This is a genomic window from Emticicia fontis (assembly GCF_054779675.1).
In genome coordinates this window covers 181674-201630 of sequence record NZ_BAAGXU010000002.1, presented here as the reverse complement: position 1 = coordinate 201630, position 19957 = coordinate 181674, and the positions used below count along the sequence as shown (strand labels likewise).

Genomic DNA, 19957 nt, shown 5'->3' with positions numbered 1-19957 from the left:
AATTTGATATTATTCAGTATTAAATCACTAAAACTGAAAATAAATAAACTGATTCGATTCAAATACACCAAAGAAATAACAGACTATCATTAAAACCGTAAATAGTATGTAAAACTTATTGGTATTGCTTGTATCAATTACTTTATAAAATCTCTCTTTTAATAATAATCCTATAATCAACAGCCAGCATAAAACCATTTCAACATCATTTAATGGTGAGTGTATGGTATTGCCATAGCTACCAAACGAAAAGATTTTCTGAAATATGATTTTGGCATTGGTTAATCCCTTCGCTCTGAAAAATACCCATGTCAGCATTACCAATACGAAGGTGATGAAGATATTTAAGGGTTTATTTAGAAAAGCGGGAAGGATTGGGTTTTTAAGTTTGAAATACTTGTCACGTATCTGCGCCATAATGAGATAGAGACCATGCAAAGCTCCCCAGATAACAAATGTCCAGGCGGCACCATGCCATAGCCCACTCATCATAAAGACAAAGAAGCGATTGAAATATTTTCTTCCCTCGCTAACCCGATTACCACCCAAAGGAATATACAAATAATCTCTGAACCAACCAGAAAGAGATATATGCCACCTGCGCCAGAAGTCTGAAATAGAAGTGGAAAAATAAGGCGTATCAAAGTTTTCCATCAGCTTAAAACCCATAACCCGGGCTGTACCTATAGCAATGTCAGAATAGCCTGAAAAATCACAATATATCTGGAAAGTAAAGAAAATTGTACCAATCAATAGCGTCAAGCCATTATGGTCTTGTGGGTTATCGTAGCAATAATCAACCATGAGAGCCAGCCGGTCAGCAATCACTACTTTTTTGAACATTCCCCATGCTATCCGCATCAAACCTTCTTTCAGATTACCAAAGTCATATTTAAAATAACTATGAAACTGCCACAATAGGTTTTGCGGACGCTCAATAGGCCCAGCCACCAATTGTGGATAGAACATTACATATAATGAGTAAATAATAAAATCCTTCTCTGCTTTCTGGTTTCCCCTGTAGACCTCAATCGTATAACTCATGGCTTGAAAGGTATGAAACGACAAACCAATTGGGAGTGCAAATTCAAGAAAAGGGAATGGGGTAGGAGTATCAAATTTGGATAAAATAATAGCAAGATTGGTATTCAGAAAATTATAATATTTGAAATAAGCAAGAAAACCGATATTAGTAATCAAGCTTAGCACCAATAACCACTTTCGCTTTTTACCTGTAGCGTCAGCAATGAGAATACCCGCAAAATAGTCAACAACAATAGTTACAAATAGAATAAGAATATAGATAGGCTTGAAGACCGCATAAAAATAACAACTAGCCAGAAGCAACAACCATATTCTACCCCGGTGTGGTAAACTGAAATATGCTAAAGTAACAACAATAAAAAAGAATATGAATTGTAAAGAATTAAATAGCATCCAGAGGGGTCCTTTAGTTCAGAAATCAAGTTTCAAAGTTCTTAGATATTCTCAAAGTTTCAAAGGTATTTTTATAGAGAATATTTATTAAAACTTATTGGAAATAAAAAAGTCGTCAATAAATTGACGACTTTCAAGTGAACCCGGCAGGATTCGAACCTGCGACCCACAGATTAGAAATCTGTTGCTCTATCCAACTGAGCTACGGATCCGTTTCGGGTGTTTTTCCGAATGTGGGTGCAAATATAACGGTTTCATTTTATCTTGCAAAACTCATTTTAAAAAAATGTTAATTTAGTTTTGGAGTAGACTTTACTAAACAGATTTCTAATCTGTAATTCGAAGACGATTGGCCATTGCTGTTCGAATCCTACCGGGTCGAAAATAGTAAGTTTAATTTTATGCTTTTGCGTAAACCAAAGCCACGCAGCCAGATTTAAAAACCTTTGCTTCTGCCAGTTTTAATTCCAACGACTCAGGTAAATCAATACTTCCCAACAACCGTCTGCCTTCTCCGGCAACCAATGGTTGAACCACAAAGTGAAACTCATCAACCAGTCCGGATTCGATCAATTGTGAAGACAAATCCACGCCACCCAGCAATATATCTTTGCCGTCTTCCTGTTTCAGTTTCATTACCTCTTCTTGTAGATTTGAACGAAAAATTTTCGTTTTCCCATCTTCAACTTTTTCCAGAGTTTTTGAGAAAACAATAATCTGACTCATTGAATCAAATGCATTTGCAAAATCATTTATTTCTTTTGTAGGACCTGATTGTTCTTTTGCTACATCTGGCCAGAAAGGAACCATCAACTCATAGGTTTTACGCCCGTAAAGGAGAGTGTCAGCTTGCTGAAAGAGCTTAGTAAAATATTCATGAATATCTTTATGTACTTCTTTATTATTTGCTTGTTTAGTGTGGTCAACATTACCATCTAGTGAAGTATTAATACCAAAAATTAATTTTCTCATTTGATTACTTTAGTTTACTGTCCTGTGAATAAATTATTTTTTAATGAATCTTAAATTAGGTCACTTGAGAGTATTTAATATGAAAATACCAATTAGCCTTTCTTCATTTGTTCAATAGCCATCCAGCCATCTGGTGTCATACCCATAATTTCAGTGGCAACTCCCAGCGTTTGATAAGTATCAAAGAAAATCATTTTCGCAATAGGATGATTCACCTCACTGATAACCTCATACCCTTGTTGGCGCAAATTGTTAACGATAGCCTCAAAACCACTAATGGGTAAACGGTAAGCCATGTGTTGTATCCCACCATTAGGGTATTTGGCTAAATAATCATGAAACAAACTTTGGCCTGAAAGCGGCTGAATAAGCTCCACAAAAGTCCCATTATGGTAAGTTTGTGTAGTCAACCAATCAGAACCTACAATTTTATTATAATAACTCATATTTAAATCCTGAGCTCGGATATGTTGTGATGGAGGAAAACCCGTAACTCCTAAAGTAGTTGAAAGAAGTTTTGTAGCGGCATTAATATCAGGAACTACCCAACCAATTTGAGCAAGCTCTAAATTTACAATGGGGTTAACATTATTACTCATATTTGTGCATTTAGTGTATACAAAATTAGAATGGTTGGTTTTCTCATACAAGGGGCATTTACGCCAACCTAAAGGCAATTTGAGACGAGTTTATGGGGCAAATAAGAACTGCTTAAAATATTCTACAGATATTAATAACATTGTTGCACTGGTATAGTTTTTTAATTATTTGACGTGATAAGACCTTATTGTAAATCTAAAACCTTAAGAAAATGACAAAGGACTTAATATTTGACTTTACGGTAAACGAAGATAATAATACCGTAGATGTAAGACGTGAATTTCCGGCAAATCTTGATACGGTTTGGGATTCATGGACAAAGGCTGGAATTTTAGACCAATGGTGGGCGCCAAAACCCTGGAGGGCTCAAACAAAACATTTTGATTTCAGAGAAGGTGGTATCTGGCTTTACGCGATGATTGGCCCTCAAGACGAAAAACAATGGAGCAAAGCAGAGTTCGGGAAAATTGAAGAAAAAAGATTTCTTTCGTGGTCGGATGCTTTTTGTGATGAAGATGGAAACGAAAGCTCATCTATGCCCGGTTCTTTCTGGACAATTATTTTCAGCGAGGAAAATGGCAATGGAATTGTTGACATTACAATACAGCACGAAAGCTCAGCTGATTTGGATGCGATACTGAAAATGGGCTTTAAAGAAGGCTTTACAATGGGGTTGAATAATCTGGAAGAAATATTATCAGAGAAAGATCCACATTTTAATTCTTAACAATATTGAATTAATTCGAGTCGCCAATCATTGGCGACTTTTTTTGTTTTATACGATTCCTAAGTCTCAAAACTACCATCTCAATTCCATTATCTCCACGTATCCGCAATTTGGTTACAAAATGCCTCAATTCGACTACAAATCTCGTTAGCCCCTTGCTGACCTTTGTGACATAATTCATTTAAATAGAAAATTATGTTACAACAAAATGAAAATGCAGGAAATACACCTGATACATCTTATAAAGTCTGGTTCATTACGGGTGCTTCCCGAGGATTCGGACAGGTTTGGGTAGAAGCTGCCCTTAAAAGAGGAGATAAAGTAGCCGCAACCGCTCGGAAACTGGAAAGCATTGCCGGATTGAATGAAAAATATGGTGAAAATGTATTAACACTTGAACTGGATGTGACCAATGCAGAGCAGGCAAAAGCCGTTGTTGAGCAGGCCCACAAACATTTCGGAAGACTCGACATCGTTTTCAACAATGCAGGATACTCGCTTGTAGGTACTATAGAGGAAGCTAGTGCAGAAGAGATACGTACCCTCTATGAAACGAACATTATTGGCCCGGTTTCTGTTATTCAAGCGGCCTTGCCATTGCTGAGAAAGCAGGGTTATGGGCATATTCTGGGTACATCAAGTAATTTAGGTCATGTTACCTTACCGGTGATAGGTTATTATTGCTCATCAAAATGGGCATTTGAAGCCATTCATGAAAGTCTGGCAACTGAGGTAAAAGCTTTTGGTATAAAAGTAACCATCATAGAACCGGGTGCGTATGCCACTGAATTTGGCAGCCAGCAATCTTTGAAATTTTCGCAGAATCTTGATATCTATACAGATTTCAAAGCAGAGTTTTTCAAGAGTCTGGGAACATTGGAGAGGGGAGACCCTAATGCTACACCAAATGCACTTTTTGCCGTTGTAGATGCAGAAAATCCTCCATTGCGTTTCTTCTTAGGTAGCCATAATTTACCATGGACACGCGCTGCTTATCAGGAACGCATGGCAACCTGGGAGGCATGGGAAGAAATCTCTAACTCAGCACAGGGTTAATTCGGTTAAAAGAAACCGTGACAAATAATAATGTAAATGATAAAATGATAACTGATAGTAAGATACATATCAGTTATCATTTTTAAGCAATAGAGAATATGAAAAAAGAAGATAATAGCCCACTGAAAATTACATCTTTGTCTGAAGGGCATCTCATTTTTGGTTTGCCTAAACCTCTGCATCCCTTAATTACGGTGATTAATGGTATGAACAACCGGATTGATACAGATAGGTATCCAACAAGTCATGTGCTGAATTTTTATAAGATAGCCTATAAACCCAAACTGACGGGGAGGTTAAAATATGGTCAGAGTTATTATGATTTTGATGAAGGGGGCTTATTATTTGCCGCCCCGAGTCAGGTGATTGGAAATAATGATAATGAAGACCACGTATGCTCGGTATACACTTTATTAATCCACCCCGATTTCTTTTTGGGCTATCCTTTAGCCAGAAAAATTAAACAATATGGCTTTTTCTCCTACTCAACCAATGAAACCCTGCATCTTTCAGAGGAAGAAAAGGAAACAATGATTGGTATTTTCAAAATGATTGAAAATGAATTAACAAGCCGGATTGATGATTTTAGCCAGGATGTAGTCATTTCTCAGATTGAATTATTGCTTAATTATGCCAGTCGTTTTTATAAGCGCCAGTTTATTACCCGTAAAAGTATTAATAATAGCGTATTACAAAAGTTGGAAGATATTCTGGATAGTTATTTCAGAGATGAAATAAGCCTGAGTCAGGGAATTCCAACGGTTCATTATCTTTCAGAGAAACTGAATTTATCACCCAGTTATTTAAGCGATGTTTTGCGTTCGCTTACCGGGCAAAATGCACAGCAACATATTCATCACAAGCTTATAGAAAAAGCAAAGGAAAAATTATCAACTACAAATGCATCAGTAAGCGAAATTGCCTATGAACTGGGTTTCGAACATCCACAATCGTTCAGTAAACTATTCAAAACAAAAACAAACCAATCGCCTTTAGAATTTAAACGTTCTTTTAACTAGGCAATAAAAGTATATATCCCTAATAGCTATGTCATGATTGAGTATTTTGTTGATTATCAATAAAATACGGCCGTTTTTTATATCTTTGTATAAATCAACTAAACGCTACCGTCATGACAAAAAAACTTCTTTTGTTCACCTTTTTACTATGCAGCATAGTCTACCTTAACAGCTGCCAGAAAACATCTTCAACACAGGATTCAACTTTAACCGAATATTTTAAAGACACCACCTCAGGCATTAAATCGGGTGGTATTCAGATGGTCAGCATCAATACCCATAAAGGCAAGTTCAATGTCTGGACAAAACGATTTGGCAATAATCCTAAGATTAAGTTATTAGTGCTCAACGGAGGCCCAGGTGGCACACACGAGTACTTTGAGTGTATGGAAAGCTTTTTACCTGCCGAAGGTATCGAACTGATTTACTATGACCAACTAGGCTGCGGTAATTCTGATAATCCGAATGATACTACTTTCTGGCAATTACCTCGTTTTGTTGAAGAAGTAGAGCAGGTTCGTCAGGCATTGAAACTGGATAACAGTAATTTTTATCTGCTAGGTCATTCATGGGGTGGAATATTGGCCATGGAATATTCATTGAAATATCAGCAGCATATCAAAGGTCTGATTATTTCAAACATGATGAGTAGTTGCCCTGATTATGGTAAATATGCCGATAGTGTATTAGCACCACAATTCGACCCGAAAATATTGGCCCGCATTCGTGAAATAGAAGCCAAAAAAGATTTTGCTAACCCTGATTATATGCAACTGCTAATGCCTAATTTCTATGCCAAGCACATCTGCCGCTTACCACTTGACCAATGGCCTGAGCCTGTTACCCGTACATTCAGCAAGATGAATAACTCACTGTATGTAACCATGCAAGGCCCAAGCGAATTTGGTATTGGCGGAAATCTGGTGAACTGGGATAGAAAAGCGCAACTAAAAAATATCTCTGTACCAACCTTGGTAATTGGCGCCAAACATGATACCATGGACCCTACCCATATGCAATGGATGAGCACACGAGTACAAAATGGCAGCTATCTGTTCTGCCCCAACGGGAGCCATATGGCTATGTGGGACGACCAGCAAACCTATATGACCGGGCTGATTAAATTCTTGAAAGGAACGAATGATGGACAAAAGAAAATAGCCCTATAAGCCAGTCAGCACACAATCTTTTAGAGTTTTTAGCCAACAGATAAGTTTTTATAAAAACAGCCTTCGCAATTGAAGGCTGTTTCCATCATTCTATCTAAACTTCAAATCAAGCTAAATCAAATCTGTCCAGATTCATTACTTTTGTCCAGGCAGCCACAAAATCTTTGATGAATTTGTCTTGCGCATCCGAACTAGCATATACTTCAGCAATGGCTCTCAATTCAGAGTTCGAGCCAAATACTAAATCTGCACGGGTTCCTGTCCATTTAGTTGAACCAGTTGTTCGGTCAGTTCCTTCATAAAGCTCTCTATCCTGAGATGCTGCTTTCCATGCAGTACTCATATCCAATAAATTTATAAAGAAATCATTGGTCAATACACCCGGACGAGCCGTAAACACCCCATGTTTAGAACCATCAAAATTAGTATCCAGCACACGCATACCACCTACTAATACAGTCAATTCAGGCGCAGTTAAAGTAAGCAAATGTGCTTTATCTATCAATAATTCTTCAGTAGATACACGCATTTGTGCTTTACGATAATTGCGGAAACCATCAGCCACAGGCTCTAGGAAACCAACTGATTCTACATCCGTCTGGTCTTGTGAAGCATCCATGCGACCCGCAGTGAAAGGAACTGATATTTCTTGTCCTGCCTCTTTTGCTGCTTTTTCAATACCTGTACCACCTGCCAATACAATCAGGTCGGCAATAGAAACTTTCTTGCCACCTGCCTGAAAATCTTTCTGAATGCCTTCTAATACACCTAGTACTTTCTGTAATTGAGTCGGGTTATTCACTCTCCAGTATCTCTGTGGAGCCAGACGAACACGAGCGCCATTGGCTCCACCACGTTTGTCAGAACCACGGAAAGTAGAAGCAGAAGCCCATGCGGTTGATACTAACTCAGATACGCTCAAGCCTGATTCCAGTATTTTTGCCTTCAGCGTTTCAATGTCACCTTCATTCACTAATTCATGATCAACTGCCGGAATCGGGTCTTGCCAAAGCAATACTTCTTCCGGTACTTCTGGACCCAGATAACGGGCACGAGGACCCATATCACGGTGTGTTAGTTTAAACCAGGCACGGGCAAAAGCATCTGCAAAAGCATCAGGGTTTTCTAAGAAATTTCTTGATATTTTTTCGTAAGCCGGGTCAAATCTTAGAGCAAGGTCAGTAGTAAGCATCGTTGGTAAATGCTTTTTCGAACCATCAAATGCATCTGGAATAATACTTTCTGCATTTTTTGCTATCCACTGATGCGCTCCTGCCGGGCTTTTGGTCAACTCCCATTCAAAATTGAATAAGTTCTCAAAGAAGTTATTGCTCCATTGGGTTGGCGTAGTTGTCCAGATTACCTCCAATCCACTCGTAATCGCATCTGCACCTACACCAGAGTTATAGCTACTTTTCCAGCCTAAACCTTGTAATTCCAGATCTGCTGCTTCTGGCTCTTTACCTACATGAGATGCAGGCGCTGCACCATGCGTTTTACCAAAACTATGCCCACCGGCTATCAGGGCAACTGTTTCTTCATCGTTCATTGCCATACGGCCAAATGTATCACGAATATCTCTGGCAGCAGCAATCGGATCCGGGTTACCATCCGGGCCTTCAGGGTTAACGTAAATTAAGCCCATTTGCACGGCCGCCAATGGTTTTTCCAGATTACGGTCATGATGAATATGTCCATCAGCATTATCATCTGACGAAACCACGCCATGCTCTTTGGCTACACCTTCCGAACCATCAGCATAACGAATATCTCCTCCAAGCCAGGTGGTTTCCGAGCCCCAGTATACATCCTCATCCGGCTCCCAAACATCGGCACGACCACCTGCAAAACCAAAGGTTTTAAAGCCCATTGATTCCAGCGCTACGTTTCCTGTAAGAATCATTAAATCGGCCCATGAAATTTTGCGACCATATTTTTGCTTAATCGGCCAAAGCAATCTACGGGCTTTGTCAAGACTTACATTATCAGGCCAGCTATTCAATGGTGCAAAGCGTTGTTGCCCGGCGCCACCACCTCCACGACCATCAGTTACTCTATACGTACCTGCACTATGCCATGCCATACGGATAAACAAAGGGCCGTAATGCCCAAAGTCGGCAGGCCACCAATCCTGAGAGTCAGTCATCAGGGCATGAAGGTCTTGTTTGACTGCCGCAAGGTCAAGACTTTTAAATGCTGAAGCATAATCAAAATCTCCATCCATCGGATTTGATTTCGATGAGTGCTGGCGCAAGATACTTACCTTTAACTGATTTGGCCACCAGTCACGGTTTCTTGTGCCGCCACCTGCCGTATTGTGTTTCATTGTACCATTATGAAACGGGCATTTGCTAATATCGCCGGATTCTTGTCCCATGTTTTAAAAAGTTTAAAGATTTAATGAATAATGTTTAAATGTATCTGAATAGGGTGTTGTCTTATAAAATTATAAATGCTAGCCTAAAGATAGATTAGAGCAATGTTAATTTTATCAGAGGGTATTAAGTATGATAAGCATTAGTATGGCTCATGATATTTCTGTTTTGAATCAATGAAATCGGCCTGGTTAACTGTCGTAATTTTATCCGGTGTAAAATTATTGCTTTGGTGTTTATAATCAAAATCAATAAATTCTATATTTTGATAGATTTTATCTATTTGAATTGACTTGTTCTAGTCTTCCTTCAAAAAAGGTTCCCACCATAAAGAGCAATCTTTTCTGGTTCTTTTTGGGTGGCTGGTACTTTCACAGACTCCTGATTCAAAAAGGTATTCACCGTAGCGTCTACCTTTTTGGGTTCCGCTTGGGTGGCAGCTGGTACTTTGGCACTATTGTGCTTGCAGCGCTTTCTTTGACTGGACTTCCCCTGAATTTCCGACTTAAGATTGTCTTTTGAAAGTATTTGAGGAGGTTTTTGATAAAATCATACTGTTGGTGTACTTGTAGAATCATTAGCTTGTCATGTAATGATTGAGGCGTGGAGAAATTTATAATAGATTAGGCAGTTTCAAAAAAAGCTTCTAAAAGTGATTAAACGATGACGAAAAAAATATTTATGATTTTACTTTGAAATACAAAGCTCCTTTTATTAACTTTGAATTGCAAAGTACTTTTAGTGTAAGCGAAAAGCTATTTTGTCAACTATACAAATCAATCTGAAAAAGCATTACAAATCATTCAATCAAAAAATACAATTATGAAAAACTTAGCGGGTAAAATCATCGGTTTCGCTATAGGTATGGCAGGTTTTCTTTTACTTTTTAAAATATTAATATTGGATAAAACATCTCCATCAGATGAACTAGCCCCTGGAATGGTACTTATTATGTCTATCACCAGCGGAGTAATTTTAGGTTTTGCAGGGAATTTCGTGCAGAATTATCTCAAGAGGGCTAAAGTATAACAGCACTCAGAATTTAATTGACAATTAACCAGAACAATATAAATACTTCACAAATATGACAGCAAATAACAATTTATCATCTAATAGTTTCAATACTTCTTTATTGATTAAGCGTGTACTAATCGGCACTGCAATAGGTTTGGTAACAATACTTTTCTTTGTATTACGAGTAAATCCGAATCATCCGGACTGGGGTCAATATTGGCTGGCTCAGCCATTAATCATTACACCCTTAGCAGGAGCGGCGGCTGGTGTATGTAATCATTTTCTTGACTTCCTGCGCAATGAAGGCGGCAATAAAAAGATACTTGCCAATATTCTGGCAGTGCTTATCTATATCGTAGGCTTGTGGATGGGCATTGTTTTAGGTTTAAGTGGCACTATGTGGAATTAAGGGTTTGTTCATACTTGAATTTTTGGTGTAAATACAAACAAGCTTCTTCTGTATGGAAGAGGCTTGTTTTGTTTTTGGGTAAAGCAGTAGCTATCTTTTACCAAACATAGATAATTGGCAGGGCGAATGGTGCAATGCGCAAATAAATTTAATAAATTTGGCAATTCATTCATGATTAAACACACGTTTTTTAGCAAAAGATAGATTATGCCAACGCTACATTGGATTGGAAAAGAGAAAGTGATAAACCACCACCTGGATGTACCATTTAAAGTGCTGGAGCATACTTACGGGTTCGACAACGGTACTCAAAGTGAAAAAGAAACCAGTAGTGGTAATAAAATTATACATGGCGATAATCTGGAAGCATTAAAGGCACTTTTACCGGAATATGAAGGAAAAATAAAATGTATCTATATTGACCCTCCTTATAATACGGGTAACGAAGGTTGGATATATAACGATAACGTAAACGACCCTAGAATAAAACGTTGGCTTGGTGAAACAGTGGGAAAAGAAGGCGATGATTTGACAAGACACGATAAATGGTTAAGTATGATGTATCCAAGAATTAAATTACTTCAAAAGCTTTTAGACGAAGATGGATTAATTTTTATGAGTCTGGATGATAACGAATTGGAAAATGGGTTATATCTATTAAATGATATTTTTGGAAAAAGAAATAAGTTGGCATGTGCTCCTTGGTTAGCAGAGCCAAGTGGGGGAAAAGAAAAAAGGTGGTTGAGAAATGGGCATGAATATGTGTTAATATATCATAATGGCAACGCAAGTTCAATAACACAAGAAGAAAGGTCTTCGGGGACATTAAATTTAAAAGATAAATGGGGACTATATAAAAAAGGTAGAGAGCTAAGGAAGTGGGGAGGTACTTCCCTTCGTGAGGATAGAGAAGGACAGTGGTTTCCATTAATTACTCCGACTGGAGAAGTTGTATACCCTTACAGGAACGATGGAAAAGAGGGACATTGGCGATGGGGTGAAAAACAAAAAATGAAACCAGTTATAGAAGACCCGGAAATAGCCCATTGGGAACTTTGTCCATATGATACGGGAGTCATTGTAAATGGAGAGACAGAACGATGGGTTCCTTTTGAAAAAATTAGAGACTCAAAAAGAATGGTAGGCTGGACAACGTGGTTAAATTCAGTAGGTTATAACTCTGATGGCACAGCAAAACTCAAAGAGATATTTGGTTCAAAATTATTTGATACTCCCAAACCCGTTAGTTTAATTGAATGGCTAGTTTCTCTGCATAATGATGAAAATGCCATAGTTTTAGATTCATTTGCAGGTTCTGGAACTACGGCTCATGCTGTAATGAATTTAAACAGTTTAGACGAAGGCAATAGAAAATTCATACTAATCGAAATGGAAGATTATGCCGACAGCATAACCGCCGAAAGGGTAAAAAGGGTAATAAATGGTTATGCAGATAAAGAAGGCACAGGTGGCAGTTTTGATTATTATGAATTAGGGCAACCGATGTTTTTAGAAGACGGCAACCTGAACGAAACCATAGCCATAGAAAAAATAAAAGCCTATATCTATTACACCGAAACAAAAGAGGCTTTAGTCACGGCTGAAAATTCGGATAACGTCTATTATCTGGGGCAGACAAACGAAACAGCTTACTATTTTTATTATGAAGCTAATGACATAACTACCTTAGACTATGATTTTCTGGCGGGTATCAAAACCAAAGCTGAGCAATACGTAATCTATGCCGACAATTGTGTGCTAACTAAAGATTTCATGGCTCAGCACCATATTATATTCAAGAAAATTCCGAGAGATATAACAAGATTTTAAGCAATGGAATTAAAACCCTATCAGCAAGAAGTAATAAACGACCTGACATTATTCTTAGAGCATATTCAGCATACAAAAGATGTAAAACTGGCATTCTATGATTTCTGGTCTAAACACCCCAAAACTCCATTGTTTCCGTTCTCGGGTTCAACTATTGAGCCCTATAAAAATAATGTACCGCGTGTTCCGCATATATGTGTAAAAGTACCCACCGCAGGTGGCAAAACATTTATTGCCTGTAATGCACTCAAAACCATATTTGATGCTTTTGCTTACGACAAACCCAAAGCAGTAGTGTGGCTCGTTCCGTCTATCACCATTCTTGAGCAAACCCTCAAAAACCTGAAAGACCCTGCGCATCCGTACCGGCAAAAAATTAATTCTCACTTCGGCAATAGAGTCGAGGTTTTCGATAAAAACACCCTTTTGCAAGGTAGCGGTTTTAATGCCACTACCGTAAAAGAACAGCTCAATATTATGCTGTTTAGTTTTGATAGCCTGAGAGCCAGAAATAAAGAAGACCGTAAGGTTTTTCAGGAAAACGGCAACCTTCAATCTTTCGAAACATTACTCGGTACCGAAGCCGAAATTACATTGGGGTCGGTCATTAAGCAACTGAACCCGGTAGTGGTAGTAGACGAGAGCCACAATGCAGAAAGTGATTTAAGTGTAGAAATGCTGAAAGAATTAAACCCATGTTTCATTCTTGACCTTACGGCTACTCCGCGCAAAAACAGTAATATTATCAGTTTTATTGATGCGCTGGAACTGAAAAAAGAAAACATGGTAAAATTGCCTGTTATTGTGTATAATCATCAGGATAAAACAGAGGTTATCAATTCAAGTTTACAACTACAGCAAAGACTTGAATTACAAGCAAAAGAAGAACAAAAGAAAGGCGGCAGGTATATAAGGCCAATAGTTTTGTTTCAGGTACAGCCTAAAAATGGTATTGCTTTCAGTAATGAAGAAGAAGAGAAAACAAATGTACAGAAACTCAAAGAAAAGCTTCTGGAATTAAAAATACCCGAGGCGCAGATAAAAATCAAAACCGCCAGTATAAACGAAATAAAAGGTATAGACCTCATGAGTGATACTTGTGAAGTACGCTATATTATTACTATCAACGCCTTGAAAGAGGGATGGGACTGTCCTTTTGCTTACATACTGGCTTCTCTGGCAGATAAGAGTTCTTCCGTAGACGTAGAACAGATTTTAGGAAGGGTACTAAGGCAGCCCTATGTCATGAAACATAACTTTCCGTTGCTTAATATGAGTTATGTGCTTACAGCTTCATCCAGATTTCTGGAGACATTAGATAATATTGTTAAAGGGCTCAATAAAGCCGGATTCAGTGAAAAAGACTATAAAGTTGCCGACCAGTCAGTGATTGAAACAGAAAAACCACAAGACCCATTACAGCAATTAGTAATGTTTGGTACAAATGAAACCAAAACAGAAAAACTAAACCCGCCAGAAGATAATACCAAGGATGTAACCTATGATATTGACACAACAAGAATTTCATTTTTAAATGAAAATGAAGTAGCCAATAATACAGTTTCTGAAATTGAAAAAACAGCTATCGAGCAGAATCTGACTTTTGAAAATATCGTATCAGAAACCTTGACTAATAATATTGCCATTTTACCAACTGCGATTCAATCACTCGTGAAAACCTATCAAATCAAAGAAATATTTCAGGAAGAAGCCAGTCAGGTGGTAATTCCTCAATTTTTTCTAAAAGTACCTGCGAATGATTTATTTGGTCAGAAAGAAGATGCATTACTTCAGAAAGAAAATTTGTTAACCGGCTTTCAGCTTAGTAAGTCGGATACAAATATTATGTTCGATAACATAGTATCAGAACTATACAAAGTAGATTTGGATGAAACAAAAAAAGAGCATACGCCAACTTTTGTAAGAATTGACGGAAGTGTGAAAGACAAAGTAATGGAATACATGCTCGACCCATTAAGGAAAGATAGCAGAGTAAAAAACTTCACAAAAAGAATTATGGATATTATCGGCAATATGTATCCAATTGCCGATAAAGAAATTGAAAAATACATCAAACGGATTCTGGAAGATTTTCAGGATGAGCAATTCAAGGATTTTGCCAACAATGAATACACTTATACCGATAAAATCAAAAGAAAAATAAAAACCCTTTCGGAAGAATTTGCAGAAAAGAAATTCAAAGAGTTTCTGGACACTGACAAAATATATATCAAGCCCAACTTCAGATTACCTAAAAGTATTTCACCGGGTGAAACAGCAAAAGATATTACAAAATCTCTTTATGAAAAGGAGGGCAAAATGAATGGTTTTGAAGAGAGAATAATTAACGAAATAGGCAATTTGAATAATATAAAATTCTGGACAAGAAACATTGAAAGAAGAGGTTTTATGATTAATGGCTTTATTAATCACTATCCCGATTTCATTATTCAGACAAAAAATAATAAAACTATTATTTTAGAAACAAAAGGTGACCATCTGGATGCTGAGCAAAAAATCAGATTAGGCCGCCTTTGGGCAACTAAAGCTGGAAATTCATTTAGATACTTTATGGTGTATGATAGAAAAACTGTAGATGATGCATACAAACTAGACGATTTTCTGAGTGTTTTAAAAGAATTATAATATATAGTTGCTATTATTTTGATGCCTTATAATATGATGACAAAAGAATAATTGTATCAATACTCATAACTTTCAATCATAAACGCTTAAAGGTGAAAACTTGGGAGTATCTTTTTTGAACGCCATTAATTTCAGTGCTTTGAAAAAAACTACAACTATGAATCCTAAAACTCTATCAAGAAAAGATTTTGTCAAAAGCTCTGCTTTGGCCTTTACAGGATTAGTGAGTGCACCGAAAATATTTTCCGACAAAAAACTTTCAACTATGAATAGTGAGCAGACGCTTACACTTAAAAATGTAAGACTGGAAACAGGATTTGAATATGAAGGTGAGGAGGTAGTAGGAACAAAGACCGATTTATTTTGTATCGAAATAGCAGACGGTAAAATCAGCAAAGTTTTACCAAATAATACCAAAACAAAAGCTATTGATGCCAAAGGCTTATTGATGTTGCCTGCATTTAAAGATATGCACATTCATCTGGATAAAACATTTTACGGTGGCCCCTGGAAAGCCACCCGAAAAAGACAAGGCGGTGTAAAAGGAATGATTGCCCTGGAACAGAAAATTCTTCCCGAAATGCTTAAGACATCAACCTATCGGGCCGAAAAAATGATTGAACTACTGCAATCTTATGGGTCAAGCTATGCCCGGAGTCATGTCAATATTGAGCCTACTTCTAAACTGGATTCACTTAAAAATCTGCAAAAAGCATTAGACAATAAAAAAGCAGGCTTTGGCGCTGAGCTGGTGGCTTTTCCACAGCATGGCATTTTCTATACTGATTCGGCGAACTTAATGAAAGAGGCCGCCGCAATGGGTATTGATTATATAGGTGGTGTAGATCCTTTTTCAGTAGACGGGAGCATTGAAAAAACAATGGATTTTATTGTGAAACTGGCTTTGGATTATAACAAAGGCATAGACATCCATTTGCACGAAACTGGAGAATCTGGCTTAAAAACTGTAGAATACCTGATAGACAAAGTGAACGAGAACCCAGTATTGAAAGGGAAATCTTATATAAGTCATTGTTTTGTATTAGGTAGAATTGATAAATCAAAACAGGAAGAGGTAGCCGAAAAACTGGGAAATGCACAGGTGGGTATCATGTCAACTATTCCATTCGGTAATCTGATTATGCCTATACCTACCTTGTATAAGTATGGTGTGAAAATCGGCACAGGCAATGACAGTATTATAGATCACTGGAATACATGGGGGAGTGGGAGCGTATTGGATAAAACCAAACTGATGGCACAACTCTATGGATACAATACCGAATTTGACCTTTCGAGAAGCCTGAAACTGGCCACCGGCAATATTCTGCCTCTGGATGATAAAGGAAATCAGCAATGGCCTAAAGCTGGCGATGTAGCCAATGTAGTATTGATAGATGCCAGTTGCTCAGCTGAAGCAGTTTCAAGAGTATCCCCTGTTAAATCTTTGATTCATGAAGGGAATGTGGTTTATTAAAAAAATGGAGTTCTATTTTTATTGCTGGTTTTATTATTTGATATTTACACATTAATTTCAGGAATTATTGAACTGAATAAAAGGAAGCTTGTGTCTAAAAAAAAACTTCATTTAGTAGCCTAATCATTACTATTATATTCAACATTTATTTAATTTACAATCGTAAGTATTCTCATGCGTACTTTTTTTCTATTGCTTTTTATAAGTCTGAATAGCTTTGCTCAAAGTAAACAAGCGCTTCAAAAACAACTTGATAGTCTTAAGCGTATCCACGCTCAAGTGACGATAAATTTAAGCGAATTACAAAAGAAAATAGATGTGGCTCAAAGTCGTTTAGATTTGGTTACTGCTAAAGAACTTTCGTTGGGTTTTCAGCCAATCAGGCTTACCTTGAAAGGGGTAGTTTTATTTAGAGATAAGAATGGAACGACAAAAGAATATATTCCGACAGGTTCTGTAATAGATATTATTGGATATAGTGAAGGAAATGCTAAAGTATTATATAAAGGTAAAAATGGTTATATAAGTGCTGTGCAATTCGAAGAATATGCCGAAGTGTATAAGCAACTCAAACCATTAATGGATAAAGAAAATACGGTTAATGCTGCCAAGGAAGCTCAGGAAAACTCAGAAACAGAGGAAGCAGAAAAGAAGAGAATTAAGAATTTTATAAGTCTGGGCAGCCCTTTAGCATTCTTTCAAACATCAATTTCTTATAACGCTATTGATGTGCCAGTAGTAAATCTTTCTATTCTAAATATCAGCGATAAAGTAATAGATGCTTATGAGGTAAGTATTGCCTGTTATGATAATTATGGCCGTCCTGTGAACCGTATTTTTAGCACAAGTAATAAATATAAGGGAATCTCTCAGGGTGAAATAGAAATACAAAAAGGAGAAGAAGTAGAGTGGACACTAAATGGGTATGAAAATACGACTAAAATAGTTATTTCTCTGGTATCAGTACATTTTAAGAACGGGAAAAAATGGGTACCAACGAAACCTGTAACCATTAAGAGTGAATAACTGTTAATCTTTATTTTAGAAACAACCATAATAAAATCTTTTTGTAGTGGCCGAATTTTTTAATGAAGTTGTTTAGGATTTTCGTTACTTTTTTAAATAAAAGGAACAATCCTGAACAACTTTAATAATTAAATCAAGTGCACTCTCATGTATCCAGGTATTATTTGAGGTTCATTCTAAAAAGATTTAAGAAGCGTATGTGGCGGATACCCAAAGTGATTTTTAAAGGCATAAGAGAAATGCGATAGATTTTCAAAACCCACCTCAATATAGACATCACTGGGTTTTCGTTGTTTTTCTACTATATGATAATGGGCCAGTTGTAATCTTTTTTCCTGCAACCATTTCTGAGGAGTCGTCTGGTAAATCTTTACGAAATCTCGTCTATAGGTAGCCAGACTACGGCCCGTCAGGTAAGCAAATCTATCCAGACTCATATTAAACATATAGTGCCGATCCATAAAATCAGATAAATTGATCTTGCCCGGCTCTTCAAAATTGGTTAATATTCCATCTACGCCTTTATCGATAGACCGCAATATACTTATGGCTTCTTCAATCTTAATATCGGCTAAATCTGGCGGCAGGTTCTCGCCCAGATCAAAATAATGAATCAAAGAAGCCAGACAACTTCCCAATAGAGGATGTCTGGTGAAACTATATACCTTTTGCAACGGCTGTGTACGGCCTACGGCTTTATGTCTGGCATAAAAATCTTTTAACTTCTTTAAAGTCAGATACATAGCCACAGCCTTGTGTGGCAGACCGTCTTTCGGATAATTGATAACAGTTGCCAGTTGATTACGGGGAATCAGAAATACATCGCCTGCATTAAAAGTATAAATGGCATCAGCTTGTATAATCTTGGTTTCACCAGAAATAAACCAGACCAGAATATGATGTTCAAACATCACTTCTGTTTTAAAAAACTTTCCATTAAACTCTGAAAGCTTAATATCCGGGGCAATATAGTGGGTTTCAAATTCCATCATTCTTCAGTAAATGTACAAAATAAACCAAGCCGAAAATAGCTCTCCGGCTTGGTTTGATAAATTATGTTTACCAATTGGTCAATCAACGGGAAACAAAACACCAGTCATTTCTTCGCTCAATGTCCATAAACGTCTGGCATTATCAGCATCTACTGAATAAGGCTTTACTCCGTGCAACGAAGCTGGTTCATCATAATTATGCGCAATGTTTCCCTCATCTAACACAGCTATATCGGCATCTTCGCAATAAACACCCCCAATTCCATTCAGTTGCTGGCTGGTAGCGCACCAAACAGTCGTAGCCGCTCCTTGTTCTATCGTTTTAAGTTTGGCTGCTACTTCTGGTTTGATATTTCCGGCTTCATCATGCGTACCCATTTGCTGAAATAAAGCCATTGGTGCCACACGACCTAAATCAGTACCATTTACTGAACCCGGATGAACCGAAAAAGCCCGCACATTGAAAGCCTTTCCCCGATAATCAAGCTCAACTGAAAAGAGGTTATTGGCTGTTTTAGATTGACCATATCCTTGCAAAGTCTCATATGCACGATTCATGAAATTGGGATCATCAAAATTAAAAGGAGCCATCTGATGCCCGAATGAGGATACATTAACTACTCTTGCACCTCCACCAGCTTTCAGCGCAGACCAGAGTCTGGCTGTTAACTGGAAATGCCCTAAATGATTAGTAGCCAGTTGCGATTCATATCCTCGCGCATCTCTTATCAACGGCACCCACATGATACCTGCATTATTAACCAGAATATCTAGTGTATCATACGTGGCAAGAAATTGTTCTGCAAATACGTCAATTGAAGCTGCATCCATCAAGTCCATTTGCTCGATTGTTATATTCTCAATCCCTTTCAGATTGCTGGTTGCCTTGGCAACATCTCGGGCAGGTACAATTACTCTGGCTCCCGCAGAAACAAAAAATTTCACAGTTTCAAGGCCGATGCCGGCATATCCGCCCGTAACAATGGCTATTTTGCCACTTAAATCAATACCTTGAATGACCTCTTGTGCCGTTGATTGTGCATTGAAACCAGAGTTGAGAGGTGCTTGTAATGTTCCGTTGTAATTATCTGTTAATTTCATCTTGTTAAATATTTTAATAAGACAAAATTAGGCGATACCCGCGAAACGCATTTTGCTGAGAAAGTCAAATTACTTTGTTCTAAGCGTCAAAGTTTTGACTGGCCAAT

General features: G+C 37.6%; 16 protein-coding genes and 1 tRNA gene. 10 read left to right on the top strand and 7 right to left on the bottom strand.

Annotation, left to right across the window (positions count from 1 at the left end):
• Positions 1–27: 27 nt before the first annotated feature.
• The 4 genes from ACYVFA_RS01990 to ACYVFA_RS01975 all read right to left on the bottom strand — a co-directional run bounded on the left by ACYVFA_RS01990 (position 28) and on the right by ACYVFA_RS01975 (position 3008).
• A complete protein-coding gene (locus ACYVFA_RS01990; RefSeq protein ID WP_460470111.1) occupies positions 28–1437 on the bottom strand; it encodes an MBOAT family O-acyltransferase in 1410 nt (469 codons plus the stop codon).
• A gap of 138 nt (positions 1438–1575) precedes the next feature.
• Positions 1576–1649 (bottom strand) — tRNA-Arg (locus tag ACYVFA_RS01985).
• 187 nt (positions 1650–1836) lie between these two features.
• Positions 1837–2409, bottom strand: coding sequence for a dihydrofolate reductase family protein (locus tag ACYVFA_RS01980; RefSeq protein WP_460470110.1), 573 nt, complete (start codon positions 2407–2409; stop codon positions 1837–1839).
• Between the two features lie 92 nt (positions 2410–2501).
• Positions 2502–3008, bottom strand: a complete 507-nt coding sequence (locus tag ACYVFA_RS01975) for a VOC family protein (RefSeq protein ID WP_460470109.1) — start codon at positions 3006–3008, stop codon at positions 2502–2504.
• A 212-nt stretch (positions 3009–3220) separates the two neighbouring features.
• On the opposite strand from ACYVFA_RS01975, the gene ACYVFA_RS01970 reads away from it, so the two are divergent.
• The 4 genes from ACYVFA_RS01970 to ACYVFA_RS01955 all read left to right on the top strand — a co-directional run bounded on the left by ACYVFA_RS01970 (position 3221) and on the right by ACYVFA_RS01955 (position 6980).
• The gene (locus tag ACYVFA_RS01970) at positions 3221–3736 is read left to right on the top strand and encodes an SRPBCC family protein (RefSeq protein WP_460470108.1); all 516 of its coding nucleotides are present in this window, start codon (positions 3221–3223) and stop codon (positions 3734–3736) included.
• Between the two features lie 195 nt (positions 3737–3931).
• A complete protein-coding gene (locus ACYVFA_RS01965) occupies positions 3932–4792 on the top strand; it encodes an SDR family NAD(P)-dependent oxidoreductase (RefSeq protein ID WP_460470107.1) in 861 nt (286 codons plus the stop codon).
• 98 nt (positions 4793–4890) lie between these two features.
• Positions 4891–5811: a helix-turn-helix domain-containing protein gene (locus ACYVFA_RS01960; RefSeq protein ID WP_460470106.1), complete on the top strand. Its 921-nt coding sequence runs from the start codon at positions 4891–4893 to the stop codon at positions 5809–5811.
• Between the two features lie 113 nt (positions 5812–5924).
• On the top strand, positions 5925–6980 hold the full coding sequence (locus ACYVFA_RS01955; RefSeq protein WP_460470105.1) for a proline iminopeptidase-family hydrolase: 1056 nt from the start codon (positions 5925–5927) through the stop codon (positions 6978–6980).
• Between the two features lie 106 nt (positions 6981–7086).
• On the opposite strand, the gene katG is transcribed toward ACYVFA_RS01955, so the two are convergent.
• Positions 7087–9357, bottom strand: coding sequence for a catalase/peroxidase HPI (katG, locus tag ACYVFA_RS01950; protein ID WP_460470104.1), 2271 nt, complete (start codon positions 9355–9357; stop codon positions 7087–7089).
• An 820-nt stretch (positions 9358–10177) separates the two neighbouring features.
• On the opposite strand from katG, the gene ACYVFA_RS01945 reads away from it, so the two are divergent.
• The 6 genes from ACYVFA_RS01945 to ACYVFA_RS01920 all read left to right on the top strand — a co-directional run bounded on the left by ACYVFA_RS01945 (position 10178) and on the right by ACYVFA_RS01920 (position 17757).
• Positions 10178–10384, top strand: a complete 207-nt coding sequence (locus tag ACYVFA_RS01945) for a hypothetical protein (protein ID WP_460470103.1) — start codon at positions 10178–10180, stop codon at positions 10382–10384.
• 55 nt (positions 10385–10439) lie between these two features.
• Positions 10440–10778, top strand: a complete 339-nt coding sequence (locus ACYVFA_RS01940; RefSeq protein WP_460470102.1) for a potassium transporter KefB — start codon at positions 10440–10442, stop codon at positions 10776–10778.
• 207 nt (positions 10779–10985) lie between these two features.
• Positions 10986–12608, top strand: coding sequence for a site-specific DNA-methyltransferase (locus tag ACYVFA_RS01935; RefSeq protein ID WP_460470101.1), 1623 nt, complete (start codon positions 10986–10988; stop codon positions 12606–12608).
• Positions 12609–12611: 3 nt separating this feature from the next.
• The gene (locus ACYVFA_RS01930) at positions 12612–15254 is read left to right on the top strand and encodes a DEAD/DEAH box helicase (protein ID WP_460470100.1); all 2643 of its coding nucleotides are present in this window, start codon (positions 12612–12614) and stop codon (positions 15252–15254) included.
• 157 nt (positions 15255–15411) lie between these two features.
• Positions 15412–16731 (top strand): amidohydrolase family protein, encoded by a 1320-nt coding sequence (locus ACYVFA_RS01925; RefSeq protein WP_460470099.1) that lies wholly within the window; start codon positions 15412–15414, stop codon positions 16729–16731.
• Between the two features lie 174 nt (positions 16732–16905).
• Positions 16906–17757, top strand: coding sequence for a hypothetical protein (locus ACYVFA_RS01920; RefSeq protein ID WP_460470098.1), 852 nt, complete (start codon positions 16906–16908; stop codon positions 17755–17757).
• A 176-nt stretch (positions 17758–17933) separates the two neighbouring features.
• Here the strand turns inward: ACYVFA_RS01920 and ACYVFA_RS01915 are convergent, their stop codons facing one another.
• Together ACYVFA_RS01915 and ACYVFA_RS01910 are read right to left on the bottom strand one after the other, a co-directional pair.
• Positions 17934–18749: a helix-turn-helix domain-containing protein gene (locus tag ACYVFA_RS01915; protein WP_460470097.1), complete on the bottom strand. Its 816-nt coding sequence runs from the start codon at positions 18747–18749 to the stop codon at positions 17934–17936.
• A gap of 78 nt (positions 18750–18827) precedes the next feature.
• Complete coding sequence (locus ACYVFA_RS01910; RefSeq protein WP_460470096.1) at positions 18828–19850, bottom strand: SDR family NAD(P)-dependent oxidoreductase; 1023 nt, start codon at positions 19848–19850, stop codon at positions 18828–18830.
• Between the last annotated feature and the right edge of the window lie 107 nt (positions 19851–19957).